The organism is Candidatus Berkiella aquae (genome assembly GCF_001431295.2).
In the GTDB taxonomy this organism is placed as follows: domain Bacteria; phylum Pseudomonadota; class Gammaproteobacteria; order Berkiellales; family Berkiellaceae; genus Berkiella; species Berkiella aquae.
Window position 1 is genome coordinate 1,372,282 of record NZ_LKAJ02000001.1, and the last position, 25,968, is coordinate 1,398,249.

At 39.4% G+C, this 25,968-nt stretch carries 27 protein-coding genes; 21 read left to right on the forward strand and 6 right to left on the reverse strand.

Going from position 1 to position 25,968, the window contains the following annotated elements:
* Together HT99x_RS06235 and HT99x_RS06240 are read left to right on the forward strand one after the other, a co-directional pair.
* Positions 1–810 carry a gamma-glutamyl-gamma-aminobutyrate hydrolase family protein gene (locus HT99x_RS06235; RefSeq protein WP_083482859.1) on the forward strand — a complete coding sequence of 270 codons (810 nt, stop codon included), beginning with the start codon at positions 1–3 and terminating at the stop codon, positions 808–810.
* 269 nt (positions 811–1,079) lie between these two features.
* The gene (locus tag HT99x_RS06240) at positions 1,080–2,639 is read left to right on the forward strand and encodes a DUF2608 domain-containing protein (protein ID WP_139016595.1); all 1,560 of its coding nucleotides are present in this window, start codon (positions 1,080–1,082) and stop codon (positions 2,637–2,639) included.
* 234 nt (positions 2,640–2,873) lie between these two features.
* Here the strand turns inward: HT99x_RS06240 and HT99x_RS06245 are convergent, their stop codons facing one another.
* Complete coding sequence (locus tag HT99x_RS06245; protein ID WP_075066251.1) at positions 2,874–3,791, reverse strand: pirin family protein; 918 nt, start codon at positions 3,789–3,791, stop codon at positions 2,874–2,876.
* A 162-nt stretch (positions 3,792–3,953) separates the two neighbouring features.
* Between HT99x_RS06245 and HT99x_RS06250 the strand changes: the two genes are divergently transcribed.
* Positions 3,954–4,961: a hypothetical protein gene (locus HT99x_RS06250; protein WP_259565768.1), complete on the forward strand. Its 1,008-nt coding sequence runs from the start codon at positions 3,954–3,956 to the stop codon at positions 4,959–4,961.
* A gap of 286 nt (positions 4,962–5,247) precedes the next feature.
* Here the strand turns inward: HT99x_RS06250 and HT99x_RS06255 are convergent, their stop codons facing one another.
* From HT99x_RS06255 to HT99x_RS06265, 3 genes are all read right to left on the reverse strand, one after another.
* On the reverse strand, positions 5,248–8,706 hold the full coding sequence (locus HT99x_RS06255; protein ID WP_075067632.1) for a hypothetical protein: 3,459 nt from the start codon (positions 8,704–8,706) through the stop codon (positions 5,248–5,250).
* A gap of 234 nt (positions 8,707–8,940) precedes the next feature.
* Complete coding sequence (locus tag HT99x_RS06260) at positions 8,941–9,765, reverse strand: protein kinase domain-containing protein (protein WP_075067631.1); 825 nt, start codon at positions 9,763–9,765, stop codon at positions 8,941–8,943.
* Positions 9,766–10,078: 313 nt separating this feature from the next.
* On the reverse strand, positions 10,079–10,870 hold the full coding sequence (locus HT99x_RS06265; RefSeq protein ID WP_075067630.1) for an inositol monophosphatase family protein: 792 nt from the start codon (positions 10,868–10,870) through the stop codon (positions 10,079–10,081).
* Between the two features lie 57 nt (positions 10,871–10,927).
* On the opposite strand from HT99x_RS06265, the gene HT99x_RS06270 reads away from it, so the two are divergent.
* Positions 10,928–11,710, forward strand: coding sequence for an RNA methyltransferase (locus HT99x_RS06270; RefSeq protein WP_235528511.1), 783 nt, complete (start codon positions 10,928–10,930; stop codon positions 11,708–11,710).
* Positions 11,711–11,823: 113 nt separating this feature from the next.
* Here HT99x_RS06270 and HT99x_RS06275 read toward each other — a convergent pair whose 3' ends face one another.
* Positions 11,824–12,681 (reverse strand): hypothetical protein, encoded by an 858-nt coding sequence (locus HT99x_RS06275; protein ID WP_075067629.1) that lies wholly within the window; start codon positions 12,679–12,681, stop codon positions 11,824–11,826.
* 246 nt (positions 12,682–12,927) lie between these two features.
* Between HT99x_RS06275 and HT99x_RS06280 the strand changes: the two genes are divergently transcribed.
* The 15 genes from HT99x_RS06280 to HT99x_RS06350 all read left to right on the forward strand — a co-directional run bounded on the left by HT99x_RS06280 (position 12,928) and on the right by HT99x_RS06350 (position 23,483).
* On the forward strand, positions 12,928–13,389 hold the full coding sequence (locus HT99x_RS06280) for an Rrf2 family transcriptional regulator (protein WP_075067628.1): 462 nt from the start codon (positions 12,928–12,930) through the stop codon (positions 13,387–13,389).
* Positions 13,382–13,612, forward strand: coding sequence for a hypothetical protein (locus HT99x_RS06285; RefSeq protein WP_075067627.1), 231 nt, complete (start codon positions 13,382–13,384; stop codon positions 13,610–13,612). The genes HT99x_RS06280 and HT99x_RS06285 overlap by 8 nt, the downstream gene beginning before the upstream one ends.
* Positions 13,612–14,817 (forward strand): IscS subfamily cysteine desulfurase, encoded by a 1,206-nt coding sequence (locus HT99x_RS06290; RefSeq protein ID WP_075067626.1) that lies wholly within the window; start codon positions 13,612–13,614, stop codon positions 14,815–14,817. Before HT99x_RS06285 ends, HT99x_RS06290 begins: the two co-directional genes overlap by 1 nt.
* Positions 14,818–14,835: 18 nt before the next feature.
* On the forward strand, positions 14,836–15,246 hold the full coding sequence (gene iscU, locus HT99x_RS06295; protein ID WP_075067625.1) for a Fe-S cluster assembly scaffold IscU: 411 nt from the start codon (positions 14,836–14,838) through the stop codon (positions 15,244–15,246).
* Positions 15,230–15,622: an iron-sulfur cluster assembly accessory protein gene (locus HT99x_RS06300; protein WP_075067624.1), complete on the forward strand. Its 393-nt coding sequence runs from the start codon at positions 15,230–15,232 to the stop codon at positions 15,620–15,622. Before iscU ends, HT99x_RS06300 begins: the two co-directional genes overlap by 17 nt.
* Entirely contained in the window at positions 15,623–16,129 is a 507-nt protein-coding gene (gene hscB / locus HT99x_RS06305) for a Fe-S protein assembly co-chaperone HscB (RefSeq protein WP_075067623.1), read from the forward strand.
* A complete protein-coding gene (hscA, locus tag HT99x_RS06310; RefSeq protein ID WP_075067622.1) occupies positions 16,117–17,955 on the forward strand; it encodes a Fe-S protein assembly chaperone HscA in 1,839 nt (612 codons plus the stop codon). Before hscB ends, hscA begins: the two co-directional genes overlap by 13 nt.
* The gene (gene fdx, locus HT99x_RS06315; protein ID WP_075067621.1) at positions 17,952–18,293 is read left to right on the forward strand and encodes an ISC system 2Fe-2S type ferredoxin; all 342 of its coding nucleotides are present in this window, start codon (positions 17,952–17,954) and stop codon (positions 18,291–18,293) included. Before hscA ends, fdx begins: the two co-directional genes overlap by 4 nt.
* A complete protein-coding gene (gene iscX, locus HT99x_RS06320; RefSeq protein WP_075067620.1) occupies positions 18,290–18,490 on the forward strand; it encodes a Fe-S cluster assembly protein IscX in 201 nt (66 codons plus the stop codon). Before fdx ends, iscX begins: the two co-directional genes overlap by 4 nt.
* Before the next feature lie 78 nt (positions 18,491–18,568).
* Entirely contained in the window at positions 18,569–19,000 is a 432-nt protein-coding gene (gene ndk, locus HT99x_RS06325) for a nucleoside-diphosphate kinase (RefSeq protein WP_075067619.1), read from the forward strand.
* The gene (gene rlmN, locus HT99x_RS06330; protein WP_235528506.1) at positions 18,990–20,138 is read left to right on the forward strand and encodes a dual-specificity RNA methyltransferase RlmN; all 1,149 of its coding nucleotides are present in this window, start codon (positions 18,990–18,992) and stop codon (positions 20,136–20,138) included. The genes ndk and rlmN overlap by 11 nt, the downstream gene beginning before the upstream one ends.
* Positions 20,139–20,149: 11 nt before the next feature.
* The gene (gene pilW / locus HT99x_RS06335) at positions 20,150–20,980 is read left to right on the forward strand and encodes a type IV pilus biogenesis/stability protein PilW (protein ID WP_075067617.1); all 831 of its coding nucleotides are present in this window, start codon (positions 20,150–20,152) and stop codon (positions 20,978–20,980) included.
* Positions 20,981–21,090: 110 nt separating this feature from the next.
* Positions 21,091–21,303: a hypothetical protein gene (locus HT99x_RS06340; protein ID WP_075067616.1), complete on the forward strand. Its 213-nt coding sequence runs from the start codon at positions 21,091–21,093 to the stop codon at positions 21,301–21,303.
* A 124-nt stretch (positions 21,304–21,427) separates the two neighbouring features.
* Positions 21,428–22,435 carry a hypothetical protein gene (locus HT99x_RS06345; RefSeq protein WP_075067615.1) on the forward strand — a complete coding sequence of 336 codons (1,008 nt, stop codon included), beginning with the start codon at positions 21,428–21,430 and terminating at the stop codon, positions 22,433–22,435.
* A 157-nt stretch (positions 22,436–22,592) separates the two neighbouring features.
* Positions 22,593–23,483 carry a hypothetical protein gene (locus HT99x_RS06350; protein WP_075067614.1) on the forward strand — a complete coding sequence of 297 codons (891 nt, stop codon included), beginning with the start codon at positions 22,593–22,595 and terminating at the stop codon, positions 23,481–23,483.
* 29 nt (positions 23,484–23,512) lie between these two features.
* Here HT99x_RS06350 and HT99x_RS06355 read toward each other — a convergent pair whose 3' ends face one another.
* Complete coding sequence (locus HT99x_RS06355; protein WP_075067613.1) at positions 23,513–23,884, reverse strand: hypothetical protein; 372 nt, start codon at positions 23,882–23,884, stop codon at positions 23,513–23,515.
* Positions 23,885–24,056: 172 nt separating this feature from the next.
* Between HT99x_RS06355 and HT99x_RS06360 the strand changes: the two genes are divergently transcribed.
* Both HT99x_RS06360 and hisS read left to right on the forward strand, forming a co-directional pair.
* Positions 24,057–24,533: an RT0821/Lpp0805 family surface protein gene (locus HT99x_RS06360; RefSeq protein ID WP_075067612.1), complete on the forward strand. Its 477-nt coding sequence runs from the start codon at positions 24,057–24,059 to the stop codon at positions 24,531–24,533.
* 150 nt (positions 24,534–24,683) lie between these two features.
* The gene (gene hisS, locus HT99x_RS06365; protein ID WP_075067611.1) at positions 24,684–25,964 is read left to right on the forward strand and encodes a histidine--tRNA ligase; all 1,281 of its coding nucleotides are present in this window, start codon (positions 24,684–24,686) and stop codon (positions 25,962–25,964) included.
* Positions 25,965–25,968: the final 4 nt, after the last annotated feature.

Sequence of the window (25,968 nt, forward strand, 5' to 3'; positions counted from 1 at the left end):
ATGTTTCGTTTGATTTGGTCTATTGTTATTAGTTGTGTGTTGATAACGGTAGGCCAAACAGCCTACGCCCAAGATGCTTCTGAAAAACCTTTAATCGGGATCCTCTTAAATGATGGCGGCAAAGGGGGATATTCGCAATACCCCTGGTATGCCATGCGTAAAAATTACAGTGCGGTGATTGCAAAAATGGGAGGCGTTCCTGTTTTTATCGGTCACGATGTGACAGTTGCAGATGATTACCTTAATAGACTAGATGCTATTGTTTTACCGGGAGGGGATTTAGATTCACCTCCGTCGGCTCATAAAAAAAATCAAAACGCGACAGTAGATCCTAAACGCTATCCTCGAGAAGCCATTGAATTTAAACTGATTCAAGAAGCTTATCGTCGTGATATGCCGGTGCTTGGGATTTGCGCGGGGATGCAGAATATGAATGTGGCATTAGGCGGTACGCTGCATAATTTGAAAGCATCCGGCCAGACGAAAATGGAACATCGTCATGATAATCGTGAAAAAATCCAACATACGATTAAAGTTGAACCCAATTCTTTGCTTTATAAAGTGGTACAAAGCAAGCAATTTGGTGTTAACAGCAATCATCGTTCAGGGATTAATGAGTTAGCCTCAAGATATGTGGTGACTGCAAGAGCTCCTGATGGTGTCATAGAAGCCATAGAAGCGCAGAATAAAAGCTTTTTTATTGGTGTTATTTGGCATCCTGAGTATGTTCTAACACCGCAAGAGGAAAAATTATGGAAAGCATTTATTCAAGCTGCGGTAGTTTATAAAAAAGAGCATAAGAAATCATAGTTAAATTCTTCTCATCTTCGAATCACTCGCTTGTATCATTTTAAAGTCTTCAAAATGATACATTTCACTTTTGCATCACCTTCCACACATTGTATTAATGAAGTCTTTCTTAAGAGAATTTCAAGAAATTCAGAGCTTGTTAAAACATATGTCAGATAAAAGAGGGCATATGGTTGATGAATGACAATGGATAAGCAAAACCTGTAATTTTGTTACATTATCGATTTTCCTTACATTTACTAAAATGCATTTCATAAATTTTAATAAATGTGAAAGGAATAGATGAGATGATTAATTCTAACATTAGAGCGGCCCATGGTTTACCTTTAGTACGTGACAAAAATGGCGATGTTTGGGCCTATTTTGGCGTTGAAATACATGGAGGAAAAGAAGTGCTTTCAACTTTTGGTGGCTTAATAGACTCGACCGACCAATCCATTCATGATGGCTATCTAAGAGAATTAAGGGAAGAAAGTCTTGATATTTTAGGAAATTCTAAATTAGCACATCCCATTGATCAAAAACATTTAGAAAATGTAAATAAAACAAAATATATCGATGCAAAATCTTCGAGATTTTATATTATAAACTCAGATGAAACTTTTGATCCCAATAATGATCATTTTGCACAAGATTTTAAAGAAAAGCGTTATATTGGCGGAAAAAAGCGAAATGGTGGCAATCCAAAATTAAAACGTTGTGAAAGAGAAGTTCAAGCAGTAAGGCGCGTTAAAGTTGATGATCTTTTACAATATTTGAATAACCCAGCACAATTTCCCGCAGGTTTAGTAACAGTTGGCCGCAAGGGGACTAATAAAGCTCCACTTCCTTTGCGTAACCATACCCATAGCTGTTTAGCGAGAAATTCAGTACAAGATTTATTAAAAATTCAAAAAGAACAAATTTTAAAAAATCCTTTGCCTAATCAGGTGAATAATAATCCTCAGCCAAATGTTATCCCAGCAAATGTAAATGTTGTAATTAACAATCAATTACGAACAATCAACTCGATTAGAGAATCATTGTCACAGTTGTCATCCCTGAAGCCAGGGTCAATGGTTTGCTTTGATATTGATGATACGATTACTACTGCAGGCCCCAATAAAAAAATTGTAGAAAAAGAAATTTTGCAAGTCATTAATGCACTCAGAAAAAGAGGGGTTACCGTTATTGCGGTAACGGCACGGCCACCTATATTTAAAGGCAATCAAAGAATCGGTGAGCTTTTATTAAATAGTGCTGGTGTTAATTTAAAAGGGTCCCCAATAAAAGATGAACTTATTGAGTTTAATCCTGTAGAAAGCAATGGTGACCGCTCTCCTCTTCAGAAGGACCCACGATGTCTGTATGAAAATGGCATCCTGTATACAAGTAATGGCCATAAAGGACAAGCGCTATTACAATTATTAAACGCTAAAAACTTAAAACCTTCTCAAGTCGTTTTGTTTGACGATAAAAAGTATAATGTTGAACAGATGGCGGCTACTTGTAAAGAAAATAATCTTAATTTCCTAGGGTTTGAATATTTAGCTGCTGCGGATGCAAAATTAAAACAACACAATGCAAAAATTCATCAACCTATTCAAAATCCAAGCAAAACCTATACTGATAAATTAGTAGATTTTCTTAAAACGGATAGTTTTAAAGTTCAAAATGGTAAAAATTATTGTCATTTAGTCTTTAGTAACAGTGCTCAAGCAATCGCAGCTTGTAAGAAAATCAACAGTGCGGTCGGTTCTAACCATCATGTTTACAAGAAAAATGGTGGCTACGATGTTGCGTTAGATTTGAGAAAAAAGGAAGTTGAGAAATTGAGAAGCAAAATGTAGCAATCAAGAGGGCACACCTTTTATAACAAAAGGTTATAAAAGGTGCTAACTCAAAAAAATAAAATGAAGGACATCCAAAAGAATGAAGGACACTCAAAAGGACAGCCAAAACTGTATTAAGGACATCCAGAATCTTAAAGATATCCTGACACCAGCTATATTCTAATTATCTTCTGCTGGGCTTGCTAAAAATGAGTGTCCTTTTGAAATAAAAGGACACTCAAATAAATATAGTTATTCACCTTTGATAAAAGTACCTGCTTGAAGCTCTTGAAAGGCATTTTTGAGTTCTTCTTGTGAATTCATCACGATAGGACCATACCAAGCGATAGGCTCCTGAAGTGGTTTACCTGAAATGAGTAAAAATCGAACTGATTCGGTATCAGTTATTATATTTACTTTGGCTCCAGGACCATACAAAACAAGAGTGCCATTTTCACAAGCGCAAGGAGGCTCCATATCAAAGTAATTATCGCCATAAGCTTCATGCGAAAATGGTGATCGTTTTGGATCAAAATAGCCACGTCCATCAATCACATAAGCAAAAACAGTATGAGAAGCATCAATAGAATGGGTAAAAGCTTTCCCAGCTGGAATTTCCACATCTAAGAATTCTGGTTCAGACATCACATCTTTGACAGGTCCTGAAATACTATCCACTGTGCCACACACGATACGAATTTTAATTCCATCAGGGGTTGTGAGTACTGGAATATCGTTACGTTTTATTTCTTGATATCGAGGCGCCATCATTTTTGATTTTGCAGGTAAGTTTGCCCAAAGTTGAAAGCCAAGCATTTCACCTTTGCGATTGCCTTGTGGCATTTCTTGATGGATGATGCCGCTACCTGCTGTCATCCATTGAATATCACCTGCGCTAATCATTCCACGATTTCCTAAACTATCTCCATGTTCTACATCTCCATCTAAAACATAAGTAATAGTTTCGATTCCGCGGTGGGGATGCCAAGGAAAGCCTGCTTTATAATCACGAGGGTTTTCTGAGCGAAAATCATCCAGTAATAAAAAGGGATCTAATAATGGTAATTCTTGAAAGCCAAAGACGCGTTTCAGATGTACTCCTGCCCCTTCAATGGTAGGTTGGCTTTTCCATACTTTCTTAATGGCGCGAACGATTGTTTGTTCAGACATAGATCACCTATATGACTGTATTAATTTTCTTCGGGGATATTTATGCAGTAAATTCTTTTCACAATATAACTTAAAGAGTAGATCAAAGGACATCCAAAAATTGATTTGAAAAGTGTGCATTTAATCTGTATATTATGCATATCGCAGTAATTGAGGTTGTAAATGACGAGAGCACGTTCATCTCAAATCGATTTGAGCTCAACATCTTACTATCATTGTATGGCTCGTTGTGTCCGGCGTTCTTTTCTATGCGGATTAGATTTTGAAACAGGTCGTGATTATTCACATCGCAAATCATGGATAGTGTCTAGAATAAAATATTTAGCTAGCGTTTTTGCGATTAAGATTTGTGCTTATGCAGTGATGAGTAATCATTACCATCTCGTGTTATATGTCGATAGCTCAGCTATAAATCACTGGGGTGACGATGAAGTTCATGCTCGCTGGTCACAAATTTATCGTCAAGATGCACAATTACTAAGTATGTATTCCGCAAAAGAAGCAGAACATAAATTAGCGTTGTGGCGACAAAGATTAGGAGATATCAGCTGGTTTATGAGATGCTTGAATGAGCCCATCGCACGCCATGCTAATAAAGAAGATGCTAAAAAAGGACGTTTTTGGGAAGGCCGCTTTAAATCACAAGCTTTATTAGATGAAGGTGCTGTTTTAAGTGCTATGGTCTATGTTGATTTAAATCCTGTCAGAGCAAAAATAGCGCAGACCCCAGAAACGTCAGATTTCACTTCGATTCAAGAGCGAATAAAAAAGCTGTCAATGGAGTTGGAAAATAAGGAATTTGATAAATCTCTTGAAAAACAGTGTGATGAAACAAAACAGCCTGCTGATTTAATGGCCTTTGCCAATGGAGGGAAAAGTAGTAAAGCAAAAATTGACTTTCATTTAAGTGATTATCTTGAATTGATTGATACAACATCTCGTGTAATAAGAGAAGGCAAACGTGGTGCCGTTCCAGAAAAAATTGCCCCCATTCTCACTCGATTATATCTCAATCCTCAAACTTGGCTCAATATGCTTAATCATTTACAAAATGGATTTTCTTACGCTATAGGTAAGATGAATGCATTAGTCAAATATTGTCATCATTACCCTTCAACCACGACAAAAGGTATTAGGTTATCGCAGTCGGTTTATTTAGCGACAGCATAATAGCATCGTAAATTATCAAGTAAATCTTAATAAAATAGATTTCATTTTGTCTTTTATTATTAAAAGATGAAATTATCTGTTTATTAACCACATAAAAGCTATTTTTATTTAAAAATCATATTAAAGTTGGGTCATCAAAGTTGAATGATGAGCGAACTGAGGAATTTGGCTGTCTCCTGCGGCATTATGGTCTCCTGCGGCATTATGCAATTCGTAAGGTAAAGTTTTGAGTGTCCTGCAAACATCCTGCAAAAAGATGAGACACTAAAATAGTGTCTCGCTTTATTTATTTAGGCGTACAACCATACACAGGTGGTTCATAACAAGGTTGTGTATTAGGAATTAAAGAAGGAGTAGCTTGTATTGCATAATAAGGTGCATAGGTAGCATATCCATCGTGCACTGCATACGAAGAGGGAGTTTGAATTGGGGCATAAAAAGCATTAGGAGGAGGCTGATAATAAAAAGCTTGTAAACTTTCTAGCGTTCTCATTCGATTTGCTAAGAAACATGGCCAGAGTCCTTGCGTCAAAATGGATTTTAATTGATGAAAATTTGCCCTTTGTGCATCGGCATCCATTTCGCCTTCATAGAGAGAAAAATATTGTTCCAGCAAGGTAGTGACTGATTCATCAATCGCTTGATTGGTATAAACCCAATCTCCAGCATATTCCAACAAACGATTCTTTTCTAAAGCAGGCAGTAAAAAAATAGCTAATAAATACAGACGGTTTTGATGAGAGATTTTTTTGAGCGGATAATGATCAATTTGCGCCAAACATAGCTTCATAAAGTTAAATGAGAATGATTGATCGCTAAAATATTTTTGCCAGTCTGAACCCAGCGGTAAAGCAATTTCAGGAATTATCCCAGTATGATAACAGATATATAAATGCAAAACTGCACTGTCTCTTAGAAAGAGTTCAGAAAATTGAAATAAGAATTTGCTAAAAGGCAATTTTTTTAATTGTGATGATGTCGTGGTGATAGCATCATAAATCTTTCGTTCCCAATTGCGTTGTAAATGAGTCGATGTACGTATGGTTTTTAATAATCGACTGGGATCTTCCTTGAACGATTCTATTATATTAATGCCTGGCATTGCCATTAATATAGGTGCATGTAATAAATGAAAAACATTCATTGGATCCCATATTTGTCCGGTAATATCGGCAAATAATGCGTCTGTGGCGAGGAAGCGACTTTTTGAAAAAATTTTCAAATCGCATTGCTTGACTAAAGTAATAGTCGTTTTATGACCAATCGTATAAACAGGATAGTCTGTAATCAAAGGATTTTTTGTTGCCCATGGAAAAAGTGTGAGCAAGGTTTGCTCATCGCAGTCAGAGACTAAATCTACATCATGCCAGCGTTTGCCATTCAGCGTATCTCTAATATAACCACCATAAATGAAAACATTTTTATTTTTGGCTTTTATCAGAGACATAGCGTGCCCCACTTTGGGCGGGATACTTTTTAAGTAATATCCTATCCGACTATCAATAAGTGGTTCGAGTTCTTTATGTATGGTTAACGAATCTATAGCGCAAGTTAGCGCTTTGATATCGTTAGAAGTATCTAAAGTGACAGGTACAGTCACGGGTTTTGACGAAGAAGCAACATAAGCAGAGTTGGACGATATCTTTTCACGTGCAGGATTTTTGAGAACAGTAACTTTTTTCGGTATTTCTGCTGATACAGTCACGGTTTTTGGCGAAGAAGAAAAGCCAGTAGTACTAGGGGATGGTGAAACTTTGGTACTTGATTCAGAGGAAGTAACAGCTGCGGCGTAGCTAGTCGGTGGTTTTTCGCGAGCGGTATTGATGAGAATAGTCACTTTTTTAGGTAGCTCAGCAGTTTGACTTTTTACGGGTGATGAAGATGAAACAGTTGCTGTCAATACTTTGTTTTCTTTAGTATTAAGTGGTTGAGCTTTTTGGGTAGTAGGTAATGAATTAGATTGCCCTTTACTTTTAACAACGGGTTTATCGGTCGTTTTTGGGGGTAAAGGTTTGGGTTGAGGTTTACTTGCGCTTTTAACGGTTGTAGCAGTTCTCTCTTTTTTTGTAGGTTTGATAGGGCCGTTGTGTGATTTATTTTCACTTTTACTTGGTTGAGTGACAGCCTTGGTCTTTTTTAATTCAGGGGTACTGATTTGCACTTTGCTATCATTTGTAACAACCTTTGTGATTTCTTTTGTTTTTTTAACGGGCAATACTGGTTTGGTTTGTGAACAATTGTCACTCTCAGAAGCTTTGTCAATCGTTACTGTTGCTTGCGAAGAAGTTGTGGCTTGTGAATTATCTTGACGCTGATGATGGTTTGGTGTGGTAGTTGCGGCCATTTTTTTGGCAACCTTTTTCTTTTTAGGTTTTTGAGGACCTTCAATCCATTTGACAATATCTTCTGTTGAACTTTTCGCGATGGTGCAAGCATTTTGATAATTTTCAAGATTCATTGTTGCGGTTTCAATATAGCTTGCAGCGTATTTTTTTTCTAAAACATTAAAAAGACTCATGCGGATTTGATAGAGTGATTCCAATGCCAATGTATCATAAGCAGTTTGTGATACCCCTCGACAATCCAGAATGTAACGAAACCAATATCGCATCATGGTGACCATGCCTAACTGAAGTTGTGAATCTTCCTGATGATAAGCCGTAATGGCGTGCTGTATATCATCAGAGAATAAAATAGTAAAATGTTGAGGCGCTATATTTTCTGTTTGTGAAATAAATCTTTGAGCTCTTTCAATTAAAAAATCAACGGAAAGGGCTTTAGGCTCTATGGGCTTGCAATCAGCGATGCCAAAAGTTGCGTTATATTGAACAATTGTTTGATAAAGTGATTTAACAAAGATTTCAACGGAATTGTCAGGACGTTTTTGTCCTGCGGCAGAAATTTGAGATAAATGTAAAAAGGGTGTCATGAATTGAGTAGTAAGTTCTTTGGCACTTTTCTCAGGTGTTGTATAGAAAGACATTTTTGCTATAGCAAAATTGATGGTTTGATGTAATTCTTTAAAATGTACTTGAAATTCTTCGAATTCGCGCTTTCTATTAGCGATGAGACATGAACCTTCATTTGCTTGCATTTTACTTTGGATAAAGCGTAATGCATATTTTCTAAAATGCACCTGTGCTTTACTCATCAATGGATCAGTAGAAGATTTGCTATAAAAATCTGTAAAAACGGGGTTGCATTCCTGATAGATACTCAGTGCTTGATCGTAATATAGCTTCGCATCATTAAAAGCAAGATGTGCTTCAAAGTATTCTGGATCTAACTCAATTGAAGAAAACTGGAAACAAGTTTTTCCCAAACGTACATAATTTTCTATTAAACCAAGTTTAAGAATGGCTGCAATATCGTCATCTATTTTTACTTTACTATTTAAGAAACAGAGAATGACATTGCAGATTCTTAAAAGATCGATATTGTAATGTATCTCTTCTTTACTGATTTTAGAATCATTTGCTTGATAGAAATACATATTTAACTGACTAAATCCCAAGGCAACTTGCTTAAGATTCTGTGGATGGCTGAGTAATTCGTGAATACCAGGAAATTGTTCAAGCTCTATTTGAGCTTCTTCATGGCTTAGTGAGTATTGGCCGGTCGTTAATTCTTGAAGAAGCTTTACAAATGCACTTAATTGATTCGTTTGTCCTAGAAGTTGCGAGCGTTGTTCTTCATTGCCTTGGAGTAATTGGGAAATAAAATCGGAAGTGCCTTGGAGACTCATGGTAATACTCTGCCAATAGTATAAATTGCAAGAATTCTAACATGAGTTGGTAAGCTACGCATCTATTTGTCAGGATCACTAGTTTATTAGAGAATGTCGAGATTTGCTGTTCAGCTTGCTTCTTAGTGGTGGACTTGTTTACGGCAACGAATGCCAAGAGCAAATTTCTTGGTGTTCATGCCATTTATAATAAATATTATCAAAATACAATGGTTCTAGAGAACATGTATTTTATTAAGGATGATCAATTGAAGCTCTTCGTGTTAAATCCTTTCTTAAGTCTTTGATAGCATCAATAGCATCTTCTAATTTGCAATCATGTTTCAATTTTTTGAATATTTTATGTAATGGAGATTCCGAAAACAAACTTGTAATTGCTTTACAGGCTTCTACTATATCTTCATTTCTCGCTGCAGACTCTTCACCTAGCTCCTCAGCTTCTCCATAATCAATAAAAGTAACCTTCATTTGTGTTGGATCAATCATGATATTTCTATGATGCAGATCATTGTGTTTTATGTTGCTTCCAAATAAATGTTCAAGGGCTTTTAAAAAACTTAGAGCCAATTTGATTTCTTCCATAGAAGTCAAAGGATGGATTAGTGCCAACTCTTTGAAGCGAGCTAATGTCACACCTTCAACAATTTTAATGAAAAGATAGTTATGTTTAGGATCAATATATTGCCTATCCTCTAGTATCCCAGCCCATTTTGAGAATTTACATTCCGCTTTGAATTTAGTTAATTTGCCACGAAATTGATGTTTCATTAAATATAATTCATTATTTTCTAAATCTCTAGCAAGTTTGACGCGACCATAATTACCTTGATCAATTGTGCCGTGATAAAGAGAAAATAGACCTTTATTCTTCCCCGCGATGATTGAAAATTTTAAACTATCATTATCTCTTTTGATTTTTTTTTGCGCAGTTGAAAGTTCTTTTTTTAATCTATCTATTGTCTGTGAATCATAGGTTTCACTATTTTCATGTATTTCCTTATATAAAGGTTCCTCAGATAGAATTTTTGTCCAATCATGTTTTTGGTTGCATGTAAGCATAAATAATTATCACTCGCTTAGCGTAAAATAGATTCGAACCATGATAGGTAAGTGGGCTTCAAAATATTCTGGATCAAATTGATCGAATAAAGAAAACTGAAAGCAAGTTTTACTCAAACGTACTTAATTTTCTATTAAACCAGCCTAAGAAATCGCTGTCATACCGTTATCAATTTTTACTTTACTATTTGAAAAAACAGAGTATGACATTCAAAACGCATGAGAATACTCTGCAAACAATATTAATTGCAAGAATTCTAACCATAAGTTGGTAGGCTACGCATCTATTTGTCCAGATGCGTAGTTTTGCTGATTAGGGATTAAAATGTTGGCGGTAAAGTTCGAGCATTTGTTGATGAATTTTAGGTGGAGCAGCCAAAATACTCTTCGCATTGAGAAATTCAGGATTACCTTCAATGGTGGTAACCCAACCGCCAGCTTCTTGAATAAAAAGTGATCCTGCTGCAACATCCCATGGTTTTAAACCAAATTCCCAAAAACCATCGAGGCGTCCTGCTGCAACATAAGCCAGATCAAGTGCTGCTGCGCCTGCGCGGCGGATACCTGCACAATGAGGAATTAATGCTTTAAAGAAAGTCAGATATTGATCAAGATTACTGAATTCGCGAAAAGGAAAACCCGTACCGACCAGAGCTGAATCAATTTTCTCCAAATTGCTGACACGTAATCGACGACCATTCATTTGTACGCCTTGGCCACGTGTCGCGCTAAAAAGCTCATCGCGAATAGGATCGTAAACAACCCCATGTTGAATTTTATCGAGTTGTTTGACGCCGATAGAAACGCAAAATTGCGGGAATCCATGCAAAAAATTGGTCGTGCCATCTAAAGGATCGATGATCCATTGTGTTTCTTCATCACTGCCTTCAATAAGACCATACTCTTCGCCCAAAATAGTATGTTGGGGATAAGCACGTTTAATGGTATCGATGATAATTTCTTCAGCTGCCTTGTCGACTTGTGAAGCATAATCGTGATGACCTTTTTCAATCACAGTTAAGCTTTCAGCTGTATCTTGTGCTCGTAAGATCATTTTACCCGCTGAACGGGCTGCCTTAATGGCAATATTTACAATTGGATGCATGATTGGGGCCTTAATCTTAGTTTGGCGGCATTATACTCAAACACTGACTACCTTGCTATGATAAGTGTTTTTATAAAGCAGATTAACAAAGTGAACCAACCTATTTCTATCATTCTTTGCCAAACAAGTCATCCCGGGAATATTGGTGCTAGCGCTCGATCTATGAAAACTATGGCGTTGAAGCAATTAGTCTTAATTGAGCCAGCCATATTTCCAAGCAATGTTGCTGTGGAGCGAGCGAGTGGGGCAGATGACGTATTAGCCAATGCTAAAGTTTATGGTTCATTAAATGAGGGGGTTGCCAATTGCCAATGGTTATTTGGTACCAGTGCGCGCTCACGTGCTTTTCCTTGGCCGCAACTCACGCCATTTGAAGCCGCAGCTAAGATGTTAGAGTTAACAGCGACACAACAATCGGTTGGGATCTTATTTGGTAATGAGCAATCGGGTTTATCAAATGAGCAATTACAGCAATGTGATTTTCATATCGCTATCCCTGCTAATCCAGAGTACAGCTCTTTAAATTTAGGGAGTGCAGTACAAATTATTTGTTATGAAATTTATCAGGCTTGGCTTAAGCATAAGCAAGAGCCGACACTATCTGAAATGACTGTCCCAGCAATAGGACACAAAGCCAATCATGATGAAATCGCTGGGTTACTAGAGCATTTTGAAAAAGTGTCAGTTGAAATTGGCTTTCTTGATCCTAAACATCCCAAGAAGCTATTGCCGCGTTTAAAACGTCTTTTTGCAAAGGCTCAATTAGAGAAAGAAGAAGTTAATTTACTGCGTGGCTTCTTAAAATTAGCGAATTCCAAAAAGGACACCCAAATTTCTTAACTTTAAAAATAAAAATGGATGTCCTACAAGATAGGACACCCATTTTTTAATAAAGGACAGTCAAATTATGTAAAATATGACTATCCTAAAGTAGGTTGTCGAAGTAAAGTTAATTACTTGTTTACGAATTTTCGAGCTTTTGCTTCGTAGTGCTTCTTAACGTCAGAAATTTCACCTCTTGTGTGCGCATTTTCTAGTTTGCGCAATGATTTATATGCGTAGTGCCAGACTTGTTCACGATTGCCTTTTTCCGTACCCTTAGCTAATTTTTGAAAGTTGCCAAAAGAAGTTTTATTTTGCTTTTCTGTGCCAATTAGTTCATTTAATTCACGTGCTAATTGCTTATATGACTTTTCTTCTACAGAGTCTTCAATGCTAGAAGATTTTTTGCTAGCTGAGCTCTTTATTTTACTATCAGCAGATTTTGTTAAATCTACTAATTCTTTGGAATCAAGCGAATCAGCAGAGTATTGATCTGAATTTTCAGAACCAACGGAGTTTTCTTCTTGAAAAGAGTGATCAGATTCATCAGAACTTTCTGATTTTTCAGCTGTTATTTCTAAATCTGCTATCTCTTTGGACTCAAGCGAATCAGCGGAGTACTCAGCTGAATTTTCAGCACTAACTGAATTTTCTTCTTGATAAGTGTGATCAGATTCATCAGAACTCTCTGAATCAATGACGTTGGTCTGAGTGTTAGCTTCAGCGGCTGGCTGGGTTAAATAATTATAAGCTGTATTGATCATAGCAGCGCCAGCGGTAGCGATCCCTGTGGTTGTTGCGAGGGTAGCAATTGCTGTTAAGGGAGTAACAACAGCCGAGCCAAAACCCAACGTAAATCCTGCCCAGCCTAATCCGGCAAGTGCGCCAACAGCGGGTACGGTATAATTTGTCTGCTGTGTAGCTGGTTCATTATTAGTGCGCGCTTTTTTAGCAGGATTATTTAATTCTTCAGTAGGGCCTCGTTTCATAGTAACTCCAAAATAAGATTATCAAGGTGGAAAGTCAGTGATTATACTTACATTCTTCGAAGATGCACCTGTCAACATCGTCTACTTGTTGCCACTTGTCGCTGTTGTTCGTATAAGTTCGAACCTATAGAGTTTTTGCTTTATGTAAGTTCAAATTTATGAATTTAGCTTTCTAGGGGAGACTAATCTTGACTATTTTAGTCGGGTTAGGCATGCTGCGCTCAATTCTTGCAGGAATTGAGTGTTATGAAACTAACAACTAAGGGTCGTTATGCCGTCACAGCATTAGTCGACTTAGCAAGCCGTCATCAATCAGAGCCTATCAGTATTGCTGAAGTTGCTTTACGGCATCGTATTTCTGTCGCTTATCTTGAACGGTTAGCAGGGGTTATGCGTGCAAAAGGGCTGCTTAAAAGTGTACGTGGGCCCAAAGGCGGTTATGTCCTAGCCAAGCCTCCTGCACAAATTACGGTGGCTGATATCATTCAAGCTGTCGATGAAAAAATTGATACAACCCGTTGTCACGGGAAAGGTAATTGCCACGAAGGCACGATGTGCATCACCCATCACTTATGGGACAGGCTCAATCAAGAAATCTTTGATTTCCTAAAAAGTATCACCTTAAGCGAATTGATAAATGAACCTCATTTATTAGCACAAAAAAATAATACTTACCCCTTACAATGGCTTGGAGCGAATCATGCATAATGCAGTTTTACTTTCTAGCAATAATGAAATTCGCCAGCCTTGCAGCTTTGTATTAGCACAACAATTACTACGACAAGGACTAGCAAAAATTGTGCAATATTACCCTTTAACCGTAAAATTCAAGGGTAATTCGCAAGATGATGCGCCAGCAATGGTGCAAAATGGAGATACTCCCCCTAGGATGGATAGTAAAAAAAGTAGTCTGATAAGAGAATACCTTTAATGAAACAACTTTATTTTGATTATGCCGCAACAACGCCTCTCGATCCCCGTGTGATTGAAAAAATGGTTGATTGTCTGCAAGAAGATTATGGTAACCCAGCATCGCGTTCGCATGCTTATGGTTGGCGCGCAGAGCAGTTAGTAGAAGAAGCGCGTGAAGCGGTTGCTGCTTTAATCAATGCTGATTCCCGCGAAATAATTTGGACATCAGGCGCTACCGAATCGAATAATCTTGCGATTAAAGGGGCTGCTCAATTTTATCAACGCAAAGGTAAGCATATTATTACCAGCAAAATTGAGCACAAAGCGGTTCTTGATACTTGCCGACAATTAGAACGGGAAGGGTTTGAAGTAACTTATTTAGAGCCCAACAAGCAAGGGCTGATTGAAGTGGAAAGTATCGCAAATGCGATTCGAGAAGATACCGTTGTTGTCTCTATTATGCATGCCAATAATGAAATTGGTGTGATTCAAAATATTGAAGCGATTGGCAAATTAACTCGCGAGAAAGGTATTATTTTTCATGTCGATGCGGCACAAACTGCCGGTAAAATTCATATCGATATGCAAGCCAATGAAATTGATTTACTGTCTATTTCAGGTCATAAACTCTATGGGCCGAAGGGGATTGGCGCATTATTTGTGCGTCGTAAACCGCGTATTCGCTTAAATCCACAAATGCATGGTGGTGGACACGAAAGGGGTTTACGTTCAGGCACATTACCCACACACCAAATCGTCGGTATGGGCGAGGCTTGTAAAATTGCAAAAGCGGAATTAGAGCAAGAAGGAAAAAGAATTGCGCAATTACGCGATAGATTATGGCAAGGGCTAAGTGACATTGAGGAAGTTCATCTGAACGGGCATCCAACCAAGCGATTACCCGGGATTTTAAATCTGAGCATTAATTTCATCGAAGGTGAATCTTTGTTGATGGGCCTAAAAGATTTAGCACTCTCTTCTGGTTCAGCCTGCACTTCGGCTAGCTTGGAGCCTTCTTACGTACTACGAGCGTTAGGGTTAAATGATGAGTTAGCCCATAGTAGCTTACGCTTTTCGATGGGGCGTTTTAGTACCGAAGAAGAAGTCGATTATGCCATTAAGGCTGTGCGTAAAATCATTTCTCGTTTAAGAGAAATGTCTCCTTTATGGGATATGCACCAAGAAGGCATTGATTTAAATACAATTGAGTGGACAGCTCACTAATAACAAGGTGTTTTAGGTATGGCGTACAATGAAAAAGTAATAGATCACTATGAAAACCCACGTAATGTTGGCAATTTAGATAAAAATAGCCCCAATGTAGGTACGGGAATGGTGGGCGCGCCTGCTTGTGGCGATGTCATGAAGTTACAAATCGAAGTCGATGAAAATACGGGGCTCATTAAGAATGCCGTTTTTAAGACTTATGGGTGTGGTTCAGCGATTGCTTCAAGCTCTCTTGCAACCGAATGGTTAAAGGGGCGAACCTTAGAAGAAGCTGATAAAATAAAAAATACAGATATCGCACAAGAATTAAAGTTGCCGCCAGTGAAAATACACTGTTCTTTATTAGCTGAAGATGCCATTAAAGCCGCTGTAAAAGATTATCAGGCCAAGCAACTTGAGCGAGGCAGTTATGCAGAAGCTGAATAGTTTACCCAACAACGATCCTGGCTTGTCAGTGACTGAAGCGGCATTACAATATATTCGTCGCTCATTGCACAAAACAGAATCTGAATCACCCAAAGCGATTGGTATTCGTGTAGGTGTCAAAAAAGCGGGTTGCTCAGGCTATGAATACATTCTAGAAGCGGCATTTGCTGATAGCTTGAAATCACTTGATTATGTCTTTTCCTTTGATGATGTTTCAATCTTAATTGATAAAGAAATCTATTTGAAATTTTTCAAAGGTGGCACGATACTAGATTTTCGCAAGGAAGGGCTAAAACAGGGATTACAGTTTGAAAACCCCAATGTGGCACATCAATGTGGTTGTGGTGAAAGCTTTACTTTAGAAGATGAATCATAAGTGATTGATTTCGATTATTTTGCTCTTTTTGGTGTACCGCCTGTTTTTACACAAGATCTGGCTACTCTCAAAGCACGTTATCTGGAATTGCAACAAACCATGCATCCCGATAACTTTGTCAATGCTTTAGCGCACGAAAGGCAGCTAGCAATAAGCTATGCTGCTGCTGTTAATGAAGCCATCAAAATATTATCATGCCCTTTGCAACGAGCGATTTATTTACTCAAAATCAAGGGTGTTGACACGGAAAGTGAAACCGATACCCAAATGCCGATGGCGTTTTTAGCAGAACAAATGGAATTGCGAGAGCAGCTCATGGATGTTTCAGATGAGTCAGAACGTATTACCTTAGAAAATAAGATTAATGATGCGTGGCAAGCTTGTGAAAAAGGTTTAACACAAACACTCGATGCCACCCCAACCGATTTACCTGCTGCAAGATTATGGGTGCGAAAAATGCAATTTTACGCACGCTTACGTGAGGAAGTACAGCTATGTCTTTGTTAGAGATTAAGATGCCAGTTCTTAAGCAGCAAGAACGACTCGCAGTGGGTATCGATTTGGGTACTACGCATTCGTTGATAGCTTGTGATATTAAAGGTGAGGTCCAAATATTAACGGATGAAGCAGCAGAGGAACTTTTACCATCGGTTGTGCATTATCAGCAAGATGGTCAAACGTTAGTCGGTACTGCGGCCAAGGCATTATTTGCACAAGATCCCCATAACACGATTGTTTCGGTTAAACGTTTAATGGGAAAAAACCGAGAAGATATTCAGGCAAGTGGTATTTCCTTACCCTTAAAATGGGTGAATTCTCAAGCATTACAAGTTGAGACAGTAGCGGGTGCATTTTCCCCGGTTGAAATCTCAGCAGATATCTTAAAATCCTTAATTGCACGGGCAAAAAAAGTCGATGAGAAGATAACAGATGCGGTTATCACTGTTCCAGCTTATTTTGATGAAGCACAAAGACAAGCAACCAAAGATGCAGCGCGTCTTGCTGGTATTAACGTATTACGATTATTAAATGAACCCACCGCTGCGGCAATTGCCTATGGTTTAGATCAAGGCGCCCAAGGTTATTGCTTAGTCTATGACATGGGTGGTGGTACTTTTGATGTATCATTATTAAAACTCTCTCAAGGTGTTTTTGAAGTCCTGGCAACAGGAGGGGATACGCAGTTAGGGGGGGATGATGTTGATTCTGCGATTGCGAAGTGGTTGTTAGCTCAAGCACAATTATCAATCGATGCTTATCCTTTAGCGCTCGTTGCTGCGCGCAAAGCAAAAGAACAATTAACGACCGTATCAGCCGTAACGGTAAGTTTAGCAACTTGGCAAGGTGAATTATCGCGTACGCTATTAAATGAATGGATAGCACCTCTTATTGATAGAACTTTAATGCTATGCCAGCAAGTTTTAAAAGATGCGAGCCTCAAAATCAGTGATATTGATCAAGTGGTTTTAGTGGGTGGCTCAACCCGCATGCCACACCTTCGGGAAAGAGTGACCGATTTTTTTGCTCAAACACCGTTAACCAATATTGATCCCGATAGGGTGGTTGCGATAGGTGCTGCGATTCAAGCCAGTCAATTGGCAGGCAATCGTCGTGATAACAGTGTTTTACTCTTGGATGTTGTGCCCTTGTCATTAGGTATCGAGATGATGGGAGGCGTTGTTGAAAAAATCGTATTGCGTAATACCTCAATCCCTGCACAAGCAACGCAATTATTTACAACCTATCAAGATAATCAAACCGGTTTATCGTTACATGTCGTACAAGGTGAGCGTGAGCTGGCTAATGATTGTCGTTCGCTTGCGAAATTTGAATTGACGGGGATCCCTGCGATGCCTGCGGGCAAAGCCCGGATTGAAGTTATTTTTCGAGTCGATGCGGATGGGCTTTTACAAGTGGAAGCAAAAGAACAAAGCACTGGACAACGAAGCCAAATTACCGTGAAGCCAAGTTATGGTTTGACAGAAGATATGGTGAATGCCATTGTCGAAACCGCTATTGATTCAATGGATGAAGATAAACAAGCAAGAAAAGTACAAGAAAAAATCAATGAAGCGCAAGCGGTGTTGTTAAATCTTGAAAAAGCCTTGCAACAAGATGCGAGCTTGTTGTCAGCCAAGCATTATGAATCGCTTTGTCATGATATCAAAAGGCTACAAGATAGCATTCAAGCACGCCAACGTGATCGTATACAACAAACATTAAAGGAAATGGAACCTTTATTACAGTTGTTTGCAGAGCTAAGACTGAATGCCGCATTACGACAAGTTGTTGCAGGCAAACGAGTGAATGAATTGGATACCTTATTATCATGACCAAAGTGACCTTCTTACCGCATGAAACACTCTGCCCCCTGGGCAAAACGATTGAAGTTGAGCCTGGGCAATCCATTTTAGAAGCTGCTTTAGCGCATGATATTCAGATCGATCATGCTTGCGAAATGGCATGTGCTTGTACTACCTGTCATGTCATTGTTCGAAAAGGGTTTAATTCGCTTGAAGAAGCCTCAGAACGTGAAGAAGACTTACTGGATAAAGCATGGGGACTTGAAAGTGAGTCTCGGTTAAGTTGCCAAGCGATTGTCGAGGATAAAGAACTTGTTGTTGAAATCCCCAAATATTCTATTAATCAAGTTTCGGAGAACCGAAAGTGACATACCAATGGACCGACATTACGGCAATTGCTGAAGATTTGTTAGAGGCGCATCCTGGGGTTGATCCGCAAATGGTGCGATTTACCGATTTGCATCGATGGATCTGTGAATTACCGGATTTTCAAGATGATCCTAAGCGTAGTAATGAAAAAATTTTAGAAGCAATACAAGCCGCTTGGATAGCCGAGGCTACTTAGTTGTCTATTAAGCATAGGCCCTAGTATAATGTTCAGTCTTAAAAAATAATTAGTTGGAATAATAACCCGGAGATAATCATGGCAACAGAAAGAACACTTTCCATTATCAAACCCGATGCAGTCGCTAACAACAATATTGGTGAAATCATTGCGCGTTTTGAAAAATCAGGCCTTAAAGTGGTTGCTGCAAAAATGATGCATTTAACCACCGAACAAGCGGAAGGCTTTTATGAAGTTCATAAAGAACGTCCTTTCTTCAAAGATTTAGTTAAATTTATGATAAGTGGTCCCGTATTAGTACAAGTATTAGAAGGGACTAACGCAATTGCCGCTAATCGTGAAATCATGGGTGCAACCAATCCTAAAGATGCAGCGCCTGGCACTATCCGTGCTGATTTTGCTAAATCTATCGACGAAAATGCAGTGCATGGTTCAGATGCAGCTGATACTGCTGCAAGAGAAATTCGTTTCTTCTTTAATGACAACGAGATCTGTGAACGTGTCAGATAATATCGTAGTTAGCGACAAAGTTAACTTACTAGGGCTTTCGCAGAAAGCGCTAGTTGAATATTTTACAACCCTCGGTGAAAAATCGTTTCGAGCACAACAAGTGTTGAAATGGATTCACGCTGAGGGCGTGACGGATTTTGCTCAAATGACCAATTTGAGCAAATCGTTGCGCGCGCAGCTTAGCGAGCATTGCGAAGTTCGTGCCCCTGAAGTGATTAGTGAACATACCGCAAGCGATGGAACGCGCAAGTGGTTGTTCCGCGTCGATGGTGGTGGAGCGATTGAAACGGTTTATATTCCAGAGCCAGAGCGGGCAACACTGTGTGTTTCCTCCCAGGTAGGATGTGCCTTGAACTGCAGTTTCTGCCATACGGCACAGCAGGGATTTCAAAAGAATCTGACTTCCAGTGAAATTATTGGTCAGTTATGGCATGCCGTTACTCAGTTGCGTAAAGAAGGTGTTTTTAAAGCCATTAATCGTCCTATTACTAATGTTGTGATGATGGGGATGGGTGAACCACTCCTCAATTTTGACAATGTGGTGATGGCAATGGATTTGATGCTAGATGATTTGGCTTATGGCCTCTCTAAACGTCGCGTCACCTTAAGCACTTCCGGTGTTGTGCCTGCCATTGATAAATTACGTGAAGTCACTGATGTTGCTTTGGCGGTTTCTTTACATGCCCCCAATGATGAATTACGCACAGAATTAGTGCCAATTAACAAAAAATATCCCATTGTTGAATTATTAGCTGCTTGTAAGCGTTATTTACGCGATGACAAACGTCGCCGTATTACCATGGAATATGTCATGCTAGAAGGGGTGAATGATCAGCCCGAGCATGCTAAACAATTAATTCAGATTTTAAAAGATGTGCCTTCTAAGGTGAATTTAATTCCTTTTAACCCATTTAATGGCACGAAATATCAACGTTCATCGAATGAAGCCATTGTGCGATTTCAATCCATTTTGATGAATGCCGGTATTGTGACCTTAACCCGTAAAACCCGAGGCGATGATATTGACGCTGCTTGTGGTCAATTAGCGGGGCAGGTTAACGATAGAACCCAACGAAGTGCAAAATTTAAGCAACAATTAGCTAAAAATACTATTCCGATTGAAGTCATACATTCTTAGGAGTCTTTAAGATGAACCATGGAAAAGGTTTCGTGATTGCCGCAATCTGTTTGCTTGCGGCTTGCTCTACCACCGATGAGAAGACCCTGGCAGAAAATAGCCAAACGCCACCAAGCATGTATGATTTACCTGAAACGGTAGATTATATAAAAGCAGCCAAGCTTAATGTAGAACTTGGTTTAAATTACTTAAAACAAGAACAAATTGCTCGAGCAAAGGCAAAATTTTTACGTGCTAAAACCTTAGCGCCTAATTTGCCTGAAGTGCATTACTCTTATGGTTATTTTTTAGAATATGTGGGCGAGATTGAGGCGGCTGAAAAAGCCTATCAGAAAGCCGTGAGCCTGAATTCTAAGGGGGGCAATGAGCACAATAACTATGGCACATTTTTATGCCGCCAACATCATTACCGCAAAGCAGAGAAAGAATTCTTAAAAGCGATTGATGATCCGAATTATGCGAATACGGCAGAAGCTTTAGAAAATGCAGGTGTTTGTGTTAATCAGATCCCCGATGTTGCTAAAGCAACCGAGTATTTCGAAAAAGCGCTGCGTTATGATCAAAATCGTGCAACGGCTTTATTAGAATTAGCGATGATCCGCTATCAAGAAAGACAATATGCTCAAGCAAAAGAGTATCATCAACGTTATGCGCAAATTGCTAAACCCAATGCACGATTTTTATTATTAGGCATAGAATTAGCGAAAAGAAGCGGCGATAAAGATAAAATTGCTAGCTATCAATTATTGCTCAATAAGCAATTTCCTGAAGCCGTCGGCACTAAATTAGACCCGAATGCTAAATTAAGCAGTCAATTTTCAACGAATTTATCTTTAACTTAGGCTAACGCTTATTCGGCGGGCAGCTCTGCCCGCCCATCTAAAATGCATCGATCTCACTCTCCCTCATTGATATGTTAAATACCTGATTTAATCTAAAGCAGAGGTTTAACATGTCACAGGATTTGCTTAACACATTACAGAATATTCTAGAGCGTGATGTTGCACCTATCCCGGTTCCTGCCGCTAAGGACATCCATATTGAGGAAGAAACCATCGATATGCTATTAAATAGCATGGTAACAGCGAACGAAGCACTCACTTCTGAAGAAATTGATCATGCTGCGGTTGATGAGTTATTAAGTGATTTTGTTTTAGAAGATTAGTAAGAAATTTCCATTAGGCGGATATCTTCCGCCGCCCATCAATTTGATATAGTTAACTGAATATTCGATTGTTAAGCTACTCCTTGATTTATGATTTATAACAGATAATACAAGGGTAATTGAAATGTTAGGCGGTAACTCCACAGAAAATACAGAAGTAAAGGCAGAAACACAAGACGCTGTCACCGAAATCATCCAAGATAGTCCCTTTTATGGATTACCCAACGAAATACAGCTTTATATTCTGGAACAATTGATTAGCGATCCCGATTTTTTTAAGCATTTAACGAATTTCGCTCATGTTGCAAAGTGGCCTAATATTTTGACCAAAGACTTTAACTTATGGACAAAAATTGCACAGTATTGGTTTAATCCAGAAAATCCACGCCGAAAGGATAAATATAATTTTTTCAGTAATGCGTTAGCAGGTATCGTATCGGTTAATAATGCTTCAACCCTAGAACTTGCGCTGACAAATCTAGCAGAATTTGATTATCCACATTATATCGGAAGTGCACTCGAAGGCGCTTGTAAAGCGGGTAATGCATCATTAGCAACATTGCTATTAACAAATCTTCTTACCAAAAAGCAACATACACGTGATCTTTTGATTCAAAATGCTTGTAAAGTAGCTTTAGCAAATAAACACTGGCCTATAGTTGCATTATTGGCACAAACTGATGATTGCCGGAAAAATGCTGAATTAATGCGTGAAATATCGACACAAGCGGCTGCTAATAATCAAGGTGAATTAGTGGAACAAATGCTTAAACAGGATTTAGAAAAATTGAGATTAACTGACAAATTAGCGATGGTGCGTGAGCCAGGTTTTGCCGCAACCGGACTGGATTTGACCGATCTCTTCGCTAACAATCACTGGATAATCCGTACACCGTTATGTTTTGCTCTGCGTCAATTAGGTTATCAAACGACGCCTTCGGTAATTAGCGAAGAAGTGACTGCTGAAGTTGACGTTGATGTCGTTGCCGATTTGTTAAGCGATTTAAACCTGGAAGAAGAAACGCCGACATTTATTGTGTCTAATCTTGCACAAGTAGCTGAAAATGAACGAGCAGATACGTTATCGATAGATGAGCCACCAGTGAAATCGACGTTGACGCAACGTTTGTAAGGCTAGCGAATCTCCTCGCTGCCGCGAGGAGATTCCACCGATGCTGCAGCAAGTAGCATTCCTGTGTTTTGCAGGCCGTTTCTGCGTATTGTTTGATTCAATGAATCAATAGTGGTATAGATATACTCGTTTATACACGACTAACAAGGAGTGTGTTATGGGAGCATCAGGCCCTATCCCGCACGAGAAAAAAGCCACAACGACATCGGATATGATTGGCACGTTTGCAGCGGCCTTCGCTAAATTAACTCTTTCCCAGCCTCCTGATGTTGTTGCAACCAATGCATCGCTTGGCAAAGATAAATTTTTGAAATTTAAAACAGAATTATCTGAAGCAAAATGGTTACAAAAAGTTCGTATATTATACAGCGGTTCAATTGTTGAATTAATGAAAAAATTGCCCTCAAATAGTTATCGCTATCCAATGCAACGAGCCACACAGTCTTATTTTAACGAGCATTATCAGCAAAGATTATGTGAATTATTTGGAGAGCATGCGGATGTTGCTAGTGCGAGCCTTTCGGGGGGCGTGACAGCCATCTTCGAACCTTGTATCACCCATCCGTTAGACACTGTCGTGATTAATCAACAAGTTCATCGCTTATCGATTGCGCAAACATTTCGTGCTTTATCATTGCGTGATTATTATCGAGGCGCAGCCGTAACCGGGCTAGTCCGGAATTTACCTGCTGGTGTTACCTTATTTGGTGGTGCTGCCTGGTTCAATCAGATGCTGGATAATCAAGATAAACAAAGCAATCAGAAAAATATAGCCGCTAAAATTGGCGCGGGATTTCTGAGTACCTTGGCGTCACAACCGGGAGATGTACTGAAAGCCAATATGCAAACACATCGATGGACATTCGTTCAAACGGTAAAGAATGTCCCTTTTAAACAATTATTTACTAATGGCGCCAATTTTCGTTTAGTCAGCGGTGGGTTAAAAGCAGGTGTGAGTTACCTTTTAGTCGAAAAGGCAATGGAGATTTCAGCGCAATTCTTTGGCGAAGAGGCGCCATTACCGACAAAAAGAAGACATTCTGTCTAACTAATGTCTTCTCACGATGGTTCCTAAAGCTAACGCTTCTTATGCCCGTTTCCATTGCCATTACTCGAGTCAGGAGATTCATCCTCTTCTGGCTCGATAAATAGGCTTAGCGCATAGACCTCTGCTAATTCATGTGCAGCGCGTTGCGTAATTTCGACAATGACTCGCTGGGTCATGGGTACCGTCGTTATTTTGGCAATTTCGTTATCTCTCAAATCAACTTGGCTTTTAATGACACTCAAGATTTCATGACATTGTGCGCGAGTAATACCATCTTGTTTGTTTTCAAGCTGAATAGGAAATTTTTCATTGTCCTGCACATATGCCAGCTTGATTCCAGTTTGGTCTTTAACTTCTTGAAAAAAAGCATTGAGAGGCTTTGGATCAAAACGGTGAGACATTGCTAGTCTAAAGTCCTTATTAATTATTACCTACTACCTATCTTATCGTATTTTACTGCATTTTCTGAATGCCTTATTAAAGATTGTAGTTGATTTGCCGAAAAAACGGGTGGGATAGGATGATAAAGGAGACAGCGCTTGAAGCGGAGGCGAAGAGCACTGTATAAAAGTCATGAAAGATAAATATTGTTTACCGTTGATTGTGCTCGTTTCAACAAGTCTTTTGGTGGGTTGCCAATCGATGGGGGGTAGCAATCGGGAAGCAGCAGGGACCGTTATCGGTGGGGCGGGTGGCGCATTTATTGGCTCGCAATTTGGCCAAGGGGCCGGTCGATGGGCAGGCGGAGCCGTCGGTTTTATTGCCGGTGCTGTAGCGGGTAATGCGATTGGACGCTACCTTGATGAGTCAGATAATAGAGAAGCGAGGAATGCTTTTCGGGCAGCGTCATGTGCACCGGTGGGTGAAACCGTTTATTGGGAAAATGGTCGCACAGGCCATTGGGGCTGGTATCAACCTCGGGCAGATGGTCATTCTCGTTATGGCAACTATTGTCGGGAATTTGCCATGAAGGCTAATATCAATGGACGCTCAGAAAGGGTCTATGGAACGGCTTGCCGTCGCCCAAATGGGACTTGGTATGAGCTCTAAATTAGAAAGTTAATCAACATATATTTAGCGATTTATTCGTTTTCAGCAGGTATTTTTAGCAGCAGAACGGCTTAGTTGTCGCACTTGTGACCGGTTCTTGATAAAGTAAAGCCCCCGATTTATCAAGAACTACCAAGGAGCTGTTCTGCCATGTCACTAGGCCTAAAAGTCGTCAAAGGAATGAAGGATACTTTGCCGCAAGAAATCGCGGCTTGGCACTACGTGGAATCCCAATTTCGCTCCCTGGTCCAATCTTACGGTTACCAAGAAATTCGCATGCCCATTTTAGAGCAGACAGAGCTCTTTAAACGCGCTATTGGTGAAGTAACGGATATTGTAGAAAAGGAAATGTACACCTTTTTAGATAAAGGGGGAGAAACACTCACTTTACGGCCTGAAAGCACAGCTCAAACAGTTCGCGCGGTCTTAGAAAATAACCTCATTCGTAATCAATCTCAGCGATTATGGTATTATGGTCCAATGTTTAGACGGGAAAATCCGCAAAAGGGACGCTATCGCCAATTCCATCAATTTGGAGTCGAAGCTTTTGCCTTAGAAGGTCCTGATGTCGACGCTGAACAGATTTTGATGATGGCCAGACTTTGGCGTCAAGTGGGATTAGATAAAAAGATAGCTTTGCAACTAAATTCTCTTGGGCTCGCCTCTGAGAGAGCCACTTATCGCCAAGCATTGGTAGACTATTTTAGAACCCGTTATGACATGCTGGATGAAGACAGTAAACGTCGCTTAGAAAGCAATCCACTGAGAATCTTAGATAGCAAAAATCCTGCAATGCAGCCCTTAATAACTGAGGCTCCGATCCTTTTAGACTATCTAGGGGAAGAATCGCTGGCGCACTTTACGCAGCTACAAAGCTTATTAAAAGCCTCCCATATTACTTTTGAAGTGAATCCACGATTAGTTCGGGGATTAGATTACTACACTCATACGGTTTACGAATGGGTTACAACGGAACTCGGTTCACAAGGGACCGTTTGTGCAGGTGGTCGTTATAATGATCTGGTTAGCCAAATGGGCGGGCCTGCAACGCAAGGGGTGGGTTTTGCAATGGGGGTGGAACGCCTCATCATGTTACTGCTCGATAACCAATTAATCCCTCATCATGACTCCGTTGATGTTTATTGTGTTGCCGAAGGGGATTTAGCACAGCAACAAGTAATGGTTGTCGCCGAGCAATTGCGAGATGCGCTACCACAGCTATCCTTTTTAATGAATTGTGGGGGCGGTAGCTTTAAAAGCCAATTTAAAAAAGCAGATAAAAGTGGTGCATCGTTTGCACTGATTTTAGGTGAAGAAGAAGTCAAGAACCAAACCTTGAGTATTAAAGCGTTGCGTGAAGAAATGCCGCAACAAACACTCAACTTGGCACAGGCCATCGAATTTTTTAAAGCACATATTAAAAGGGGATAAGTCA